The organism is Streptomyces sp. NPDC048297, from assembly GCF_043201585.1.
In the GTDB taxonomy this organism is placed as follows: Bacteria; Actinomycetota; Actinomycetes; order Streptomycetales; family Streptomycetaceae; genus Streptomyces.
In genome coordinates this window covers 184,514-200,685 of sequence record NZ_JBICZA010000002.1, presented here as the reverse complement: position 1 = coordinate 200,685, position 16,172 = coordinate 184,514, and the positions used below count along the sequence as shown (strand labels likewise).

Below are 16,172 nucleotides of genomic sequence, written 5' to 3'. Positions count from 1 at the left end.
ATGACTGACAACTACGACGAGTTCGCCGCGGAAAAGTCGGAGGAGGGGAGCGGCGGCTGCCCCGTCGTGCACGGCCGCGCCCCGCACCCGACGCAGGGCGGCGGCAACCGCCAGTGGTGGCCGGACCGGCTCAACCTGAAGATCCTTGCCAAGAACCCTGCCGTGGCCAACCCGATGGACGACGGCTTCGACTACGCCGAGGCCTTCGACGCCCTCGACCTGCCCGCCGTCAAGCGGGACATCGAGGAGGTGCTCACCACCTCCCAGGAGTGGTGGCCGGCCGACTTCGGTCACTATGGTCCGCTGATCATCCGTATGGCCTGGCACAGCGCGGGCACCTACCGCGTCAGTGACGGCCGCGGCGGCGCCGGCGCCGGACAGCAGCGCTTCGCGCCGCTGAACAGCTGGCCGGACAACGCCAACCTGGACAAGGCCCGCCGGCTGCTGTGGCCGGTGAAGAAGAAGTACGGCAAGAGCCTGTCCTGGGCCGACCTCCTGGTCCTGTCGGGCAACGTCGCGCTGGAGTCCATGGGCTTCACGACCTTCGGCTTCGGCGGTGGCCGCGAGGACGTGTGGGAGGCGGAGGAGGACGTCTACTGGGGTCCCGAGACCACCTGGCTCGACGACAAGCGCTACACCGGCGACCGCGAGCTGGAGAACCCGCTCGGCGCCGTCCAGATGGGCCTCATCTACGTCAACCCGGAGGGCCCCAACGGCAACCCGGACCCGCTGGCCGCGGCCCGCGACATCCGTGAGACGTTCGGCCGCATGGCGATGAACGACGAGGAGACCGTCGCCCTCATCGCGGGTGGCCACACCTTCGGCAAGACCCACGGCGCGGGCCCGGCCGACAACGTCGGCGCCGACCCCGAGGCCGCCGGCTTCGAGGAGCAGGGCCTGGGCTGGCGGAGCACGTTCAACACCGGCAAGGGCGCGGACGCCATCACCTCCGGCCTGGAGGTCACCTGGACCACCACGCCGATCCGGTGGAGCAACGGCTTCTTCGAGAACCTCTTCGGCTACGAGTGGGAGCTGACGAAGAGCCCCGCCGGCGCCAACCAGTGGAAGCCGAAGGACGGCGCGGGCGAGGGCACGGTCCCGCACGCCCACGACGCGTCGAAGAAGATCGCGCCCAGCATGCTGACGACGGACCTGTCGCTGCGCTTCGACCCGATCTACGAGCCGATCGCCCGCCGCTTCTACGAGAACCCCGACCAGTTCGCGGACGCCTTCGCCCGCGCCTGGTACAAGCTGACCCACCGCGACATGGGCCCGAAGTCGCTGTACCTCGGCCCGGAGGTCCCGCAGGAGACGCTGCTGTGGCAGGACCCGCTGCCGGAGCGCGAGGGCGAGCTGATCGACGGCGCGGACGTCACGGCCCTCAAGGCCAAGCTGCTCGACTCGGGTCTGACCGTGGCCCAGCTGGTCTCCACCGCGTGGGCGTCCGCGTCCACCTTCCGCGGCAGCGACAAGCGCGGCGGCGCCAACGGCGGCCGTATCCGGCTGCAGCCGCAGCGCGGCTGGGAGGTCAACGAGCCCGACGAGCTGGCCCAGGTGCTGCGTGTGCTGGAGGGCGTCCAGCAGGAGTTCAACGCCTCCTCCGGCGCCAAGAAGGTCTCCCTGGCCGACCTCGTCGTCCTCGGCGGCGTCGCGGCCGTGGAGAAGGCGGCCAAGGACGGCGGCCACGAGGTCGAGGTGCCCTTCACCCCCGGTCGTGTCGACGCGGGCGAGGAGCACACCGACGCCGAGTCCTTCGCGGTGCTGGAGCCGGGCGCGGACGGCTTCCGCAACTACGTGGGCAAGGGCAGCCGCCTGCCGGCCGAGTACCTGCTGCTCGACAGGGCGAACCTGCTCGGCCTGAGCGCCCCCGAGATGACCGTCCTCGTCGGCGGCCTGCGCGTCCTGGGCGCCAACCACCAGGGCTCGCGCCACGGTGTCCTCACCGAGACGCCCGGCACGCTGACGAACGACTTCTTCGTCAACCTGCTCGACCTGGGTACGGCGTGGAAGTCGACGTCCGAGGACCAGACCACGTTCGAGGGCCGCGACGCGGCCACCGGCGCGGTCAAGTGGACCGGCACCCGTGCCGACCTGGTCTTCGGCTCGAACTCCGAGCTGCGCGCGCTCGCCGAGGTGTACGCCTCGGACGACGCCAAGGAGAAGTTCGTGAAGGACTTCGTCGCGGCGTTCGACAAGGTCATGAACCTCGACCGGTTCGACGTCGCCTGAGCACCGCGGTGAAGGCCTGAACACACCGTGAGACGGCGTCCGGTCCGACCCGGCAGGGTCGGGACCGGACGCCGTCGTCGTGCCAGGGGCACCAGGGACGTCAGGGGCGCCAGAACCGCCACGGACGCCAGAACCGCCACGGACGCCAGAGCCGCCAGAGCCGCCAGGGGCGACGCTCAGTGGCCGAGCGCCGCCACGCCCGCCCGCGCGTACTTCTCGTCCAGGTCGCCGGACGGGGCGCCCGCGACGCCGACGCCCGCGACCGGGGCACCCTTCGCGGTGACCGGGGCGCCGCCGCCGAGGAACAGCGTGCCCGGGATGTCCTTCAGGGCCGGCGCCTGCTCAAGGCGCCCGGCCGGCTCCGAGGTGGGCGCGTTCCAGGAGACCGCGGTGAACGCCTTGCGCCGGGCCGCCTCGTACGACTGCGGGCCCGCGCCGTCACCGCGCAGCGTGACCAGCGTGTTGCCGTCGCGGTCGACGACCGCCACCGACACCTGCCGGCCGTCCTTCCTCGCCGCGTCGACCGCGGCCCGCGCCGCCTCGGTGGCCGCGCCGAGGGAGAGGTGTGTGCTTCGCGTGAGGGCGCCCTTGCGCGGGGACACCGAGGCCGGGGCGGCGCTGTCGCCCGGACCCGTGGCGCTGGCGGCGACCGTACCGACGACACCCGCGCCGGCCAGCGCGAGGACGGCACCACCGAGCAGGACGCGACGACGGCTGGACGGCTGCTTGCGGCTGGGCATGACAGGACCTCTCCTCGGTGGGAAGCACGGGGACGTGGGGGCGGTGTCGCTCCCTCGCCGATCCTCGGTCCGCGAGCGGCCCTTCCCCGTCGACGGACCGGTGGTCCCGGGGGTCATCCGATCGGATGACCCCCGTACGCTGCGGGCCAGGGAACAATGAAGGGTGTTTGCCCAGTTCAACGCCGAGATCAGGCGCGGGAGCGGGGTTGCGGCGAGACGGTGGACAAGGGAGCGGACATGAGGGAGGCGAGGCCGATGGCCGCGCCCGAGCAGGACGAGGGCCGCACCCTCGCCTTCGTCATGCACACGGCGTTCTACCTGCTGCTGGCGGCGTCCGTCGCCCGCTTCCTGGCCCGGCACGCCGAGGGCCCGCGCACCCCCTGGATCATCGGGCTCTCCGTGCTGCTGGCCGTGCTGTACCTGCTCGGTCCCGCGCCCGGCGCCCGCCCCACCCTGCGCCGGCTGACCTGGCTGGCCCTGGTCGTCGCCACCTGGGCCCTGCTCGTCGTCCTCGCGCCCAGCTTCGCCTGGTGCGCCGTACCGCTCTTCTTCACCGGCCTGCGCACGCTTCCGCCGCGCGCCGCCGTGCCGCTCGTCACGCTGCTGACGGCGCTCGTGGTGGCGGCGCAGCTGCGCCTCGCGGGCTGGTGGGACCCCAACCTGCTGCTCGCGCCCCCGGCCGTCGCCGCCGTCGCCACGACCGTCTACGTCCTCATGCAGCGCGAGGCGGCCCGCCGCGACGCCCTGATCGCCGATCTGGTCCGCACCCGCCGGGTCCTGGCCGCCACCGAACGCCGCGAGGGCACCCTCGCCGAACGGGAGCGGCTGGCCCGGGAGATCCACGACACCCTCGCCCAGGGCCTGTCCAGCCAGCGGATGCTGCTGCAGGCCGCGGACCGGCTCTGGGACAGCGCCCCCGGCACGGCCCGCGACCATGTCCGCACGGCGGCCGGCATCGCCGAGCAGAGCCTCGCCGAGGCCCGCCGCTTCGTCCACGACCTGACCCCCGCCGACCTCGCCGGGGGCGGCGGCCTGCCGCGGGCCCTGGAGGCGGTCGCCGAACGGGAGACGTCGTCCACACTCACGGTCCGCGTCCACACCGAGGGCACACCGCCCGCCGTGCTGCCCGCCCCCGTGGAGTCGGCCCTGCTGCGGATCGCGCAGGGCGCGCTGGCCAACGTCCGTGAACACGCGGGCGCCACGACGGTCACCCTCACCCTGACCTGCCTGGAGGACCAGATCGTCCTGGATGTGACGGACGACGGCCACGGATTCGACACGGGGGCGGTCCCGGCCGCCGAGGGACGGGGCCACGGCCTTCCCGCCATCCGCGCCCGCCTGCGCCAGCTGGGTGGCACCCTGACCATCGAGTCGGCCCCCGGCGAGGGCACGGCACTGTCGGCGGCGATCCCCTTGGAGCGGCGATGAACGAGACACCCGAAACGCCCGTGCGCATCCTCGTCTGCGACGACCACGCCGTCGTACGCGCCGGACTCCTCGCGCTCCTGCACAGCGCGCCGGACATCGAGGTCGTCGGCGAGGCGGGCAGCGGTGAGGAGGCCCTCGCCCTCGCCCGCAAGGTGAACCCGGACGTCGTCCTCATGGACCTGCAACTGGGAGACGGCATCGACGGCGTGGAGACCACCCGCCGACTGCTGTCCGCCGCACCCGCACCGCACGTGCTGGTCCTGACGACGTACGACACCGACGCCGACGTCACCCGCGCCATCGAGGCGGGCGCCACCGGCTACCTCCTGAAGGCCGAGCGCCCTGAGGACCTGTTCGCCGCCATCCACTCCGCCGCCCAGGGCCGCCCGGCGCTGTCGCCCCCGGTCGCGGACCTCGTCATGTCCCGCCTGCGCAACCCGCGCCCCGCCCTCACCCCGCGCGAACGCGACATCCTCGCCCACCTCGCCCGCGGTCTGCCCAACCACGCGATCGCCCGCGCCCTCTTCATCAGCGAGGCCACGGTCAAGACCCATCTGCGCCGCATCTACGACAAGCTCGGCGTGGACACCCGGGCGGGCGCGGTCGCGGTCGCGAAGGAGCAGCGGCTGCTGTCCTGAGCCGGTGCGCCGCCGTCCTGAGCCGATGCGCCGTTGCCTCACGCGATGCGCCGGTGCCCTGAGCGGGTGCGCTGCTGTGGCGGTGCGGCGCCACCTCGCGCAGCGTGGGGAGGGAGGGGTGAACGCCCCGAGGCCTGCCCCGGCCGCGAGAGAGGTGGGACGCATGGACGCGGAGGTTTCCCGGCCCAGGGTCGTGGTGGGTGTCGACGGCTCGTCGACCTCGTACGCGGCGGTGCGCTGGGCGGTGCGCTATGCCGCACTCCTGGGCGGCACCGTGGACGCGGTGGCGGCCTGGGAGCTTCCGGGCATGTACGGCTGGTCGGCGCCCGCGGTGGACCTGGACGTCGACGAGGAGGACACCCGGGATCAGATCACGACGGACCTGACCGCGGCGCTCGGCACCGAGGCGGCGGCCTCCGTACGGGCGCTCGTGGTGCACGGCAACCCGGCCGACGTCCTGCTGCGGGCCAGCGAGGGAGCCGAGGCCCTGGTCGTCGGCAGCCGGGGCCGGGGCGGATTCGCCCGCGCCCTGCTGGGTTCCGTCAGCCAGCACGTGTCGTACCACGCGAGCTGCCCCGTGGTGATCGTGCGCCCCGAGGCCGAGCACGGTACGGGCACGGGTACGGGTACGGACTGACGACGAAGGGGGCGTCAGCGCGAGTCGGTGGTGTGCCGGTGCAGTTCGGAGGCGAGGACCGCCGCCTGGACCCGGCGCTGCACGCCCAGCTTGGCCAGCAGCCGGGAGATGTGGTTCTTGACGGTCTTCTCCGACAGGAACAGCTTCCTGCCGATCTCGCGGTTGGTCAGGCCGTCCCCGATGAGAGCGAGGACGTCCCTCTCCCGGGGCGACAGGCTTGCCAGCTCGGGCGGCAGCGACGGCGTCTCGGCGGGGTCGGCGCGCAGGGAACGCATGAGGCGGGCCGTCGTCTCGGGGTCGAGCATCGACTGCCCGGAGGCGACCGTCCGCACGGCCGACACCAGGTCGGACCCCTTGATCTGCTTCAGCACATAGCCCGCGGCGCCGGCCATGATCGCGTCGAGCAGGGCCTCCTCGTCGTCGAACGAGGTCAGCATCAGACACGCCAGCTCCGGCATGCGGTCGCGCAGTTCCCGGCAGACCGTGATGCCGTCGCCGTCCGGCAGACGCACGTCGAGGACGGCCACGTGCGGGCGCAGGGCGGGGCCGCGCACCAGGGCGTGCTCGGCCGTGTCCGCGTCGCCGACCACGCTGATGTCCGGCTCGGCGTCGAGCAGGTCGCTCAGACCGCGCCGGACGACCTCGTGGTCGTCCAGCAGGAACACCCGGATCGGATCCTGTGCGGTGAAGGTGCGCGGCTGCGGCATGACGACCTCTCGTTCCGCGGTCGGGGACAGGCTGCGGACGGCCCCGACACCGATCATCACTCCCCGGCACGGCGGGCACCAGGGCCGTTCGGCCCCTGTCCCCGCGGGCGCCCGGACCGCCACGCTGGAAGCGGATCAGCGCCGTACCGCGGGGTGTGCCCGGTGGCCGTAGTCTCGGACATGTCGTGATGTTCCCCGCATACCGGCCGACCACCGACGACGACTTCCGGAGCCTTCCATGTCACAGGCCGACCACCCGGACGCCCCCGCCGCCACCTCGGTACTCACCGAACTCACCGACGAGGAACTGCGCACCCTGGACGCGCACTGGCGCGCCGCCAACTACCTGGCCGCAGGCCAGATCTACCTGCTGGCCAACCCCCTGCTGACCGAACCGCTGCGGCCCGAGCACATCAAGCCCCGTCTGCTCGGCCACTGGGGCACCTCGCCCGGCCTCAACCTCGTGTACACGCACCTCAACCGCGTGATCAAGAAGCGCGGGCTGGACGCGCTGTGCGTGTGGGGGCCGGGGCACGGCGGGCCCGCCGTCCTCGCCGGCTCCTGGCTCGAGGGCAGCTACACCGAGACCTACCCGGACGTGACCCGGGACGCGGCCGGCATGGCGACGCTGTTCCGCCAGTTCTCGTTCCCGGGCGGCGTGCCGAGCCACGTGGCGCCGGAGACCCCGGGCTCGATCCACGAGGGCGGGGAACTCGGCTACTCGCTCGCGCACGCCTACGGCGCCGCCTTCGACCACCCCGGCCTCGTCGTGGCCTGCGTCATCGGCGACGGCGAGGCGGAGACCGGACCGCTGGCCGCTTCGTGGCACTCCAACAAGTTCCTCGACCCCGTGCACGACGGAGCCGTGCTGCCCGTTCTGCACCTCAACGGCTACAAGATCGCCAACCCGACCCTCCTCGCCCGGCTCCCCGAGGCCGAACTCGACGCGCTGCTGCGGGGATACGGCCACGAGCCCCTGTACGTCAGCGGCGACGACCCCGCCGAGGTGCACCGCGCCCTGGCCACCGCCCTCGACACCGCCCTCGACCGCATCGACCTGATCCAGCGCACCGCCCGCGCGGACGGCGACGGCCGCACCGCCGGCGAGGACGGCGACGGCCGCACCGCCCGCGCGGACGTCGAGGACGGCGACGCAGAACGCCCGCGCTGGCCGGTGATCGTGCTGCGCACCCCGAAGGGCTGGACCGGACCGGCCGAGGTGGACGGCGTACCGGTCGAGGGCACCTGGCGGGCCCACCAGGTCCCGCTGCCCGGCGTCCGGGAAAACCCGCAGCATCTGCGGCAGTTGGAGCAGTGGCTGCGCTCGTACCGGCCCGAGGAACTCTTCGATGCCGACGGCCGGCCTGTCGCCGACGTCCTCGCCTGCGTCCCCGAGGGAGCGAGGCGCCTCGGCTCCACCCCGTACGCCAACGGCGGCCTGCTCGTGCGCGATCTCCCGATCCCGCCCCTCGACACCTTCGCCGTCCCGGTCGACAAGCCCGGCAGCACACTGCGCGAGCCCACCCGGATCCTCGGCGGCCTCCTCGAACACGTCATGAAGGACACCGCCGCCGACCGCAACTTCCGGCTGGTCGGCCCGGACGAGACCGCCTCCAACCGGCTGGACGCCGTCTTCGACGCCAGCGGCAAGGCCTGGCAGGCCGCGGTGCTCCCGGTCGACGAACACCTGGACCGGCACGGCCGGGTCGTGGAGGTCCTGTCCGAACACCTCTGCCAGGGCTGGCTGGAGGGCTATCTGCTGACCGGGCGGCACGGGCTGTTCTCCTGCTACGAGGCGTTCGTGCACATCGTCGACTCGATGGTCAACCAGCACATCAAGTGGCTGAAGACCTCCCGGCAGTTGCCCTGGCGCGCCCCCGTCGCCTCCCTCAACTACCTGCTCACCTCCCATGTGTGGCGCCAGGACCACAACGGCTTCTCCCACCAGGACCCCGGCTTCGTCGACCACGTCCTCAACAAGAGCCCCGAGGTCGTCCGCGTCTACCTGCCGCCGGACGCCAACACCCTGCTGTCCGTGGCTGATCACGTCCTGCGCAGCCGCGACTACGTCAACGTGGTCGTCGCCGGCAAGCAGCCCTGCTTCGACTGGCTCTCCATGGAAGAGGCCGAGGCCCACTGCGCGCGCGGCGCCGGCATCTGGGAGTGGGCCGGTACCGACAACGGCGGCGAACCCGACGTGGTCCTCGCCTGCGCGGGCGACGTCCCCACCCTGGAGGTGCTGGCCGCCGCGCAGTTGCTGCGCCGGCACCTGCCCGACCTCGCGGTGCGCGTGGTCAACGTCGTCGACATGACCCGGCTGCTGCCCTACGACGAACACCCGCACGGCATGCGGGACTTCGAGTACGACGGCCTCTTCACGACCGACAAGCCGGTGATCTTCGCGTACCACGGCTACCCGTGGCTCATCCACCGCCTCGCCTACCGGCGTACCGGACACCACCACCTGCATGTGCGCGGCTACAAGGAGTCCGGCACCACGACCACCCCGTTCGACATGGTCGTGCGCAACGACCTCGACCGGTTCCGTCTCGTCATGGACGTCATCGACCGGGTCCCCGGCCTCGCCGTACGCGCCGCCCCCGTACGCCAGGCGATGGCCGACGCCCGCACCCGCCACCACGCCTGGATCCGCGCCCACGGGACCGACATGCCCGAGGTCGCGGCGTGGAGCTGGAACAGCTGAACACCCGTCCGGCCGCCGCCCGGCCGGACACCCCGTCACACCGGAGGGACAGCCCGTTCCTCCGGAGAGGGTGAGGAGCGCCATGAAAGGTTTCGTCTTCCACGGCCCGGGACAGTCCGCCTGGCAGGACGTCCCGGACCCGGCGATCAAGGACCCCACCGACGCCATCGTCAGGGTCGAGGCCGTGACCATCTGCGGGACCGACCTGCACATCCTCAAGGGCGACGTGCCCGAGGTGCAGCCCGGAACGGTCCTGGGCCACGAGGCCGTCGGCGAGGTCGTCGAGACCGGCGGCGACGTGCGCGGCGTCCGGCCCGGTGACCGGGTCCTGGTCTCCTGCATCACCTCCTGCGGCCAGTGCCGGTTCTGCCGCGAGAGGCGTTACGGGCAGTGCCGGGGCGGCGGAGGCTGGATCCTCGGGCACCTGGTCGACGGCACCCAGGCCGAGTACGTCCGCGTGCCGTACGCCGACCTGTCCGTGTACTCGCTCTCCGGTGGCATACGCGGCCAGGACGCCGTGCTGCTGGCGGACATCTTCCCCACCTCGTACGAGGTGGGCGTCCTCAACGGCCGGGTACGGCCCGGCGACACCGTGGTCGTGGTCGGCGCCGGCCCGATCGGGCTCGCGGCGATCGCCACGGCCCGCTTCTTCTCGCCGGAGCGGATCATCGCGGTGGACCTGGTACCGGCCCGCCTTGAGGCGGCCCGGCGGTTCGGCGCGGACGCGGTGGCCGACGCGAACGAGGCGCCCCGCCAGCTGGTGGACGACCTGACGGACGAGCTCGGCGCGGACGTCGTCATCGAGGCGGTCGGCGTCCCGGAGAGCTTCGAGCTGTGTACCCGCATGGTCCGCCCCGGCGGACACGTGGCCAACATCGGGGTGCACGGCAAGCCGGCCACGCTGCACCTCGAAGACCTGTGGATCAGGGACGTCACGATCAGCACCGGACTTGTGGACACCTACTCCACGCCCACCCTGCTGCGGATGGCCACCGCGGGCCGGCTGCCCACCGCCGAGATGGTCACCCACACCTTCCCGCTCGGCCTCATGGAGGAGGCGTACGAGGTCTTCTCCCGGGCCGCCGAGACCGGCGCCCTCAAGGTGGTGCTCGGCGCCGAACCCCACGCGGAGGTGGTCGTGCCCGCGGCCTGACCACCGGCTGTGTCACGCGTCCCGGACGAGGAGCATCCCGCTGATCAGATCCGGGCGGACACGCACCGCCCGGTCCGCGTCCGGTCGCTGCTCCCACGGGCCCAGCAGCCCCCGGATCCGGGCCAGTTCACCGGGATCGGTGACCGGGCGGGCGTACCCCGTGACCACCACGCTCCAGCCGAGGTGCGTGTCCGGGTCGATCGCGTCGGCCTCGAACGCGACCACCACACCGACCTCGTCCCCGTAGTCCCCGTAGTCCCCGTAGTCCCCGCCGGCCCCGTCCTCCCCGTGGTCCCGCCGGTCCGGCACGGTCAGGGCCGTGTCCTCGGGGACGCGGAAGACGATGTCGCCCCCGTCCAGCACATGCCGGACCGGCCGGACGGCCGGCAGGGCCTGCCGGGTGAAGACGATCCTGCCCAGGGACACACTGCCCAGCAGCCGCAGCGCCTCGGCACGGTCGAGGTCGATACGCCGGTGTGCGGGGCGGTCGTCACGGATCATGGCCCACTTCTTCGGGGGTGCGATGCGGGCGTCGGCGGTGTGACGCGGGTTCGGGGGCCGCGACGCGGGGCTGCGACCGGGGGAGGAGACGGAGCGACACCGCGGGGGAACCGGTGCCGCTCCTGATCCCACTGTCATGGACGGCGTCCCCGCGCTCCAGTGCCGTTCGGCCCCCGCCGAGGACCGGCCGTCCCACGCCCCCCGGGCGTAACGGACCCGCGCCGGGGCCGATACGGTGAAGAGAGCCCCCGGTCCGGATCCCCGCACCGCGGGGACCAAGAGGATCGTGGTGACCGGGAGGAACGTGGTGACCGGCCCCGACGCGCCCCGCATACGGCTGCCGCAGCTCAAGCTCGACGAGCTGCTGGAGGAGGTCCAGGCACGGCTCGACGCGGCCCGTGGCACCCGGGACCGGGTGCACACCCTGCTGGAGGCGGTCCTGTCCGTCGGCCGGGAGCTGGAGCTGGAGCAGGTCCTGCACTCCCTGGTGGACGCGGCCGCGGTCCTCGTGGACGCGGAGTACGCCGCCCTCGGCGTCATCGGGCCGGACGGCCGGACCCTGTCGGCCTTCCACACCGTCGGCGTCGGCGCGGAGCAGATCGCCGTGATCGGCCCCTACCCGCAGGGGCACGGCATCCTCGGGGAGCTGATCCGGCACCCGGAACCGCTGCGCCTGTCGAAGCTCTCCGATCACCCGGCCTCCTACGGCTTCCCGCCCCACCACCCGCCGATGAACAGCTTCCTCGGCGTCCCGATCCGCATCCGCGACCAGGTCTTCGGCAACCTGTACCTGACCGAGAAACGCGGCGGCGCCGAGTTCGACGCGGAGGACGAGTCCGTCCTGTCGACGCTGGCCGTCGCGGCAGGCGTCGCGATCGACAACGCGCGCCTGTACGAGGAGTCCCGGCTGCGCGAGCGCTGGCTGCGGGCGAACGTGCAGATCACCCACAGCCTGATGTCCGGCAGCGAGCGCGCCGAGGCCCTGGGCCTGATCGCCGAACGGGCCCGGGAGATCACCGACTCGGCCCTGGCCGCCGTCGCGATGCCGCTGGAGGGCGGCGGCTCGCTCGGCGTCGAGATCGCCCTCGGCGTCGAGGCGGAAGCGCACCGGGGGCTCGTGCTCCCCCTGGACAAGAGCCTGATGGGCCTGGCGTTCTCCGCCGCCGCCCCGGTCACCAGCGACGACGTCGCCCACGACCAGCGGGTCGCGCCCGACCCCCCGCGCTTTCACGGCCTCGGCCCGGCCGTCGCCGTCCCCATCGGCACGGGTGAGCACGGGGTGCGGGGCGTGGTGCTGCTCGCCCGCGAGGCCGGCCGCCCGGTCTTCTCCGGCAAGGAGACCGAGATGCTGGGGGCCTTCGCCGCACAGGCCGCCATCGCCATGGAACTCGCCGAGCGCCGGCAGGACGCCGAGCGGATCGCGCTCCTCCAGGACCGCGACCGGATCGCCCGGGACCTGCACGACCTGGCCATCCAGCGGCTCTTCGCCACCGGGATGACCCTGCAGAGCGCGGGCCGCTTCATCGAGCACCCGGAGGCCTCCGAACGGGTCCTGCGCGCCGTGGACGACCTCGACGAGACCATCAAGATCATCCGCTCCACGATCTTCGGGCTGCGCACCCGCGACGGCGCGACCGGCAGCGGGCTGCGCGCCCGGGTCGTGCACGTGGCCGGCGACGCGGCCCCGGTCCTGGGCTTCGCGCCCTCCGTCCGCATGGAGGGCCTGCTCGACACCGACGTACCGCGCGAGATCGCCGACCACGTCGTGGCCGTCCTCTCCGAGGCCCTCACCAACATCGCCCGCCACGCCCACGCCCACCGGGCGGACGTGCGCCTGCGGACCGACGGCCGCACGCTGCGCCTGACCGTCTCGGACGACGGCGTCGGCATCCCGCCGGACGGCCGCCGCAGCGGGCTGCGGAACATGTCCGAGCGGGCGCGGCAGCTGGGCGGAGGGCTGGAGGTGTCCAGCGGCGAAGCGTCCGGCCGTGAGGGGGTCGGCCGTGAGGTGGCCGGGCGTGAGGTGGCCGGCCGTGAGGGGTCCGGCCCTGAGGGCGGCGGCGCGGTGATCGAGTGGTGGGTGCCGCTGTCTGAGCGGTAGGCGGCAAGTGGCAGGTGCGGTCGGCGGTGGGCGCAGTGGGCGAGGCGGGCGCGGGGGCCGTGGGCGGTACGGCGCCGGTGCGGGGACGTTTCGGTCCCCCGTTCGGCGGACGCCCGGACGGAGGTGCACGATGGTGTCGTGACGCTCATGGGCCGGGTCCGTGACACGGCCCTGGTGCCGCCCACGGTCCGCCTCGCGCGGGCGGACTGCCGCCGGCACGCGAGAGGAGGCGGCGACCATGACACGGAGACCTCCCACGACGGTCACCCGGGTGCGGCTGTGGCGCTGGAAGCGCAACCCCCTCAAGCGGCACTGTGACGTCGTCGAGGCCTGGATCGTGCTCGTCACCTGGCTCCTCGCCGTGGCGGCCGGTGTGTTCACCGGCCAGCACGCGGCCCACTCCATGGACGAGACGTTCTCCGCACGGCGGGCCGAGGTGCACCCCGTGTCCGCCGTCCTCACCGACGCCGCGGCGCGGACCCTGCCCAACGAGAGCGGGTACGAGGACGGCCGGGTCTGGGCCACCGTACGGTGGACGACCGCCGACGGCACCGTGCACACGGACCGCGCGAAGGTCGTCCCCGGCACTCCGGCCGGCTCCTCGGTGACCGTCTGGGCCGACCGTGCGGACCACATGGTCTCGCCGCCCGCCGACAGGTCGGAGGCCCTGCTGCAGACCGTCCTCGCCGGAGTGCTCGTCGCGCAGGTCGCCGGCACGACCGTATGGGCCGGCGGACGGCTGGTCCGGGCCCGGCTGGTGCGGCGCCGGCTGGCCGAGTGGGACGAGGAATGGCGGCGGGTCGAGCCCGAATGGCGGAACCTGAGCGGAGGCAGGGGCTGACGGGGGCGAGCTTCCCGATGCGGCCGACCGGCGGTGCCGGGGAGAAGATCTGCTCGTGAACTCATCGGTGGCGGAGGCGCTCTCCGTCGTGCTGCTCCTCGCTGTGCTCGCGTGCGCCGTCATACGCCCGTTCGGATGGCCGGAGGCGGTGGTCGCCGTCCCGGCCGCGGGCGTGGTCGTCGCCACCGGAGCGCTCTCGCTGGGGCACGCCCGCGAGGAGGCCGAGCGGCTCGGGCCGGTGATCGGGTTCCTCGCGGCCGTCCTGGTCCTGGCCCAGCTCTGCGACGACGAGGGACTGTTCCAGGCGTGCGGGGCATGGATGGCCCGCAGGGCCGCGGGGCGTCCGCGCCGCCTGCTGGCGCAGGTCTTCGCGACCGCCTCGGTGATCACCGCGGTGCTCAGTCTGGACGCCACGATCGTGCTGCTCACGCCGGTGGTGTTCGCCACGGCCGCCCGGCTCGGCGCCCGGCCGAAACCGCACGTCTACGCCTGCACCCACCTGTCGAACACCGCGTCCCTGCTGCTGCCCGTCTCCAACCTGACGAACCTGCTGGCCTTCGCCGCCAGCGGGCTGGGTTTCACGCGCTTCGCCACCCTGATGGCCCTGCCCTGGCTGGTCACCATCGCCACCGAGTACGTGGTCTTCAGGTGGTTCTTCGCCACCGATCTGGACGCGGGGGCCCAGGCGCCGCACACCGCCGAGCCCCCCGAACTGCCGGTGTTCGCGCTGGTCACCGTCGCGTGCACGCTGGCCGGGTTCGTCCTGACCTCGGCCGTGGACGTCAACCCCGCCTGGGCGGCCCTCGCGGGAGCCGTGGTGCTCGCCGTGCGGGCTCTGGCCCAGTGCCGTACCACGCTCACCACCGTCGCGCGCGCCGCCGCGGTGCCGTTCCTCGCGTTCGTCCTGGCCCTGGCCCTGGTGGTCCGCGCGGTCGTGGACAACGGGCTGGCGAGGGGGCTCGGACACCTGATCCCGAGCGGTACGGGCCTGGTGGCCCTGCTCGGCATCGCGGCCCTGGCCGCCGCGCTGGCCAACGTCATCAACAACCTGCCCGCCGTGCTGGTGCTGCTGCCACTGACCGCCCCGTCGGGCCCGGGAGCGGTCCTGGCGGTCCTGCTCGGCGTGAACATCGGCCCGAACCTCACCTACGCCGGCTCCCTGGCCACCCTGCTGTGGCGGCGCATCGTCCACGACCACGACGGAGATGTCGAACTCGGTGAGTTCACTCGGCTCGGTGTACTCACCGTGCCGGCGGCCCTGGGGCTGTCGGTGGTGGCACTGTGGACCTCGCTCACCCTCGTCGGAGGCTGACCACCGTGAGAATCATCGTCTGGATCACCGAGGGCACCTGGCCCGCCGGCATCGACGCGGTCCACACCCACGCGGCCGACGACGCCGACATCGTGCTGCTCCACGTCACCCCGGCCGACGTTCCGGGCGCGGCGCACAGCGCGTTCGCGGGTCTGCTCGGCCGGGGCCACCCCGAACGCGATCCCGGCACACGAGTGGAGCACCTCGCCGCCGCCAGTGCCGACCAGCTCCTCGACGACGCGGCGCGGCGTCTGGGGCGTCCGTGCGCCCGCGTCGACCGCACCGGCCGCGTCGAGCGGGAAGTCGTCGCCGCGGCCGAGGGCGCCGATCTGCTCGTCCTCGCCCGTGACGGCGACCGCACCCGTCTCGGGCCGCGCAGCCTCGGGCCGGCCAGCCGGTTCATCGTCGACCACGCCCCGTGCCCCCTGCTGCTGGTGTGGCCCGAGCCGGCCCCCGGCATCACCACCATCCCGCCACACCCGCCACACGCGCCGCATCCGTCACACCCGCCGGACCCGCCGCATCATCGCTAGCGGCAGACCGGTACGGGGTACCGGGCGCTCAGGCCGTCGTACCGCTGCCGTACGGGGCGTAGAGGTCGAGCAGGCGGATGCGGGAGGCGTGCAGGCGCTGGGCGACGACCCGGCCGACCCAGACCGCGACGGCCCGGCCGAACGCGGGATCCCGCGCACACAGCTCCCCTACGGCGTCGGCGTCGAACTCCCAGGCCCGTACCGGGCTCATCGCCTCGGCGCCGAGCTGCCACAGGCGGGGCGGGAAGTGCCAGGACCAGCCGACCAGCTCGCCGTGTCCGAGCGACTCGATGACGGCGGGGCGACGGCCGGGCACCCGCAGGTCGAGGGCGACGGTTCCGGTGCGCACGATCCAGAACCGGTCGGCGCGCCGGCCCTCCTCGAAGAGGCGGGTACCGGCCTCGAAGGAGACCTCGCGGGCGAGGTGCATCAGCCGTTCACGGTACTCGGGTTCCAGTGCCGTGGTCATGGTGGTCGCGGAGGTCATCGCACCGGCTCCCTTCCTCGCTGGTGCTTCCAGCCTGTGCCCGCCCGGGTCCCGGCCGCCACGGGCCGCCCGGACCCGGGCGATGGGCCGTTCGGCCCCCGCGCGCGCCGACGCCGCACCGGTGCACCGAGGTCAGCTGTCCCGGTGCACTCAGTTGCCCG

14 protein-coding genes are annotated in these 16,172 nt (G+C 73.3%); 10 read left to right on the top strand and 4 right to left on the bottom strand.

Annotation, left to right across the window (positions count from 1 at the left end):
- Complete coding sequence (katG, locus tag ACGFYV_RS02890; protein WP_393876543.1) at nucleotides 1-2,229, top strand: catalase/peroxidase HPI; 2,229 nt, start codon at nucleotides 1-3, stop codon at nucleotides 2,227-2,229.
- 176 nt (nucleotides 2,230-2,405) lie between these two features.
- Here katG and ACGFYV_RS02885 read toward each other — a convergent pair whose 3' ends face one another.
- Entirely contained in the window at nucleotides 2,406-2,969 is a 564-nt protein-coding gene (locus ACGFYV_RS02885) for a heme-binding protein (protein WP_393876542.1), read from the bottom strand.
- 237 nt (nucleotides 2,970-3,206) lie between these two features.
- Here ACGFYV_RS02885 and ACGFYV_RS02880 point away from each other — a divergent pair, with 237 nt between their 5' ends.
- The 3 genes from ACGFYV_RS02880 to ACGFYV_RS02870 all read left to right on the top strand — a co-directional run bounded on the left by ACGFYV_RS02880 (nucleotide 3,207) and on the right by ACGFYV_RS02870 (nucleotide 5,672).
- Nucleotides 3,207-4,397: a sensor histidine kinase gene (locus tag ACGFYV_RS02880; RefSeq protein WP_393876541.1), complete on the top strand. Its 1,191-nt coding sequence runs from the start codon at nucleotides 3,207-3,209 to the stop codon at nucleotides 4,395-4,397.
- A complete protein-coding gene (locus ACGFYV_RS02875; RefSeq protein WP_393876540.1) occupies nucleotides 4,394-5,035 on the top strand; it encodes a response regulator in 642 nt (213 codons plus the stop codon). Before ACGFYV_RS02880 ends, ACGFYV_RS02875 begins: the two co-directional genes overlap by 4 nt.
- Before the next feature lie 163 nt (nucleotides 5,036-5,198).
- Nucleotides 5,199-5,672, top strand: coding sequence for a universal stress protein (locus ACGFYV_RS02870; RefSeq protein ID WP_393876539.1), 474 nt, complete (start codon nucleotides 5,199-5,201; stop codon nucleotides 5,670-5,672).
- A 14-nt stretch (nucleotides 5,673-5,686) separates the two neighbouring features.
- On the opposite strand, the gene ACGFYV_RS02865 is transcribed toward ACGFYV_RS02870, so the two are convergent.
- The gene (locus tag ACGFYV_RS02865) at nucleotides 5,687-6,379 is read right to left on the bottom strand and encodes a response regulator (protein WP_393876734.1); all 693 of its coding nucleotides are present in this window, start codon (nucleotides 6,377-6,379) and stop codon (nucleotides 5,687-5,689) included.
- Nucleotides 6,380-6,617: 238 nt separating this feature from the next.
- Here ACGFYV_RS02865 and ACGFYV_RS02860 point away from each other — a divergent pair, with 238 nt between their 5' ends.
- A complete protein-coding gene (locus ACGFYV_RS02860; protein ID WP_393876538.1) occupies nucleotides 6,618-9,083 on the top strand; it encodes a phosphoketolase in 2,466 nt (821 codons plus the stop codon).
- A gap of 82 nt (nucleotides 9,084-9,165) precedes the next feature.
- Nucleotides 9,166-10,236: a zinc-dependent alcohol dehydrogenase family protein gene (locus tag ACGFYV_RS02855; RefSeq protein ID WP_393876537.1), complete on the top strand. Its 1,071-nt coding sequence runs from the start codon at nucleotides 9,166-9,168 to the stop codon at nucleotides 10,234-10,236.
- A 12-nt stretch (nucleotides 10,237-10,248) separates the two neighbouring features.
- Here ACGFYV_RS02855 and ACGFYV_RS02850 read toward each other — a convergent pair whose 3' ends face one another.
- Nucleotides 10,249-10,737, bottom strand: coding sequence for a pyridoxamine 5'-phosphate oxidase family protein (locus ACGFYV_RS02850; RefSeq protein ID WP_393876536.1), 489 nt, complete (start codon nucleotides 10,735-10,737; stop codon nucleotides 10,249-10,251).
- 289 nt (nucleotides 10,738-11,026) lie between these two features.
- Here ACGFYV_RS02850 and ACGFYV_RS02845 point away from each other — a divergent pair, with 289 nt between their 5' ends.
- From ACGFYV_RS02845 to ACGFYV_RS02830, 4 genes are all read left to right on the top strand, one after another.
- Complete coding sequence (locus ACGFYV_RS02845; protein ID WP_393876535.1) at nucleotides 11,027-12,838, top strand: GAF domain-containing protein; 1,812 nt, start codon at nucleotides 11,027-11,029, stop codon at nucleotides 12,836-12,838.
- Nucleotides 12,839-13,076: 238 nt separating this feature from the next.
- Complete coding sequence (locus ACGFYV_RS02840; RefSeq protein ID WP_393876534.1) at nucleotides 13,077-13,679, top strand: hypothetical protein; 603 nt, start codon at nucleotides 13,077-13,079, stop codon at nucleotides 13,677-13,679.
- Nucleotides 13,680-13,734: 55 nt separating this feature from the next.
- Nucleotides 13,735-14,991 carry an SLC13 family permease gene (locus ACGFYV_RS02835; RefSeq protein ID WP_393876533.1) on the top strand — a complete coding sequence of 419 codons (1,257 nt, stop codon included), beginning with the start codon at nucleotides 13,735-13,737 and terminating at the stop codon, nucleotides 14,989-14,991.
- A gap of 5 nt (nucleotides 14,992-14,996) precedes the next feature.
- Nucleotides 14,997-15,524, top strand: a complete 528-nt coding sequence (locus tag ACGFYV_RS02830; protein ID WP_393876532.1) for a universal stress protein — start codon at nucleotides 14,997-14,999, stop codon at nucleotides 15,522-15,524.
- A gap of 28 nt (nucleotides 15,525-15,552) precedes the next feature.
- Here the strand turns inward: ACGFYV_RS02830 and ACGFYV_RS02825 are convergent, their stop codons facing one another.
- Nucleotides 15,553-16,011, bottom strand: coding sequence for a Crp/Fnr family transcriptional regulator (locus ACGFYV_RS02825; protein ID WP_393876531.1), 459 nt, complete (start codon nucleotides 16,009-16,011; stop codon nucleotides 15,553-15,555).
- Nucleotides 16,012-16,172: the final 161 nt, after the last annotated feature.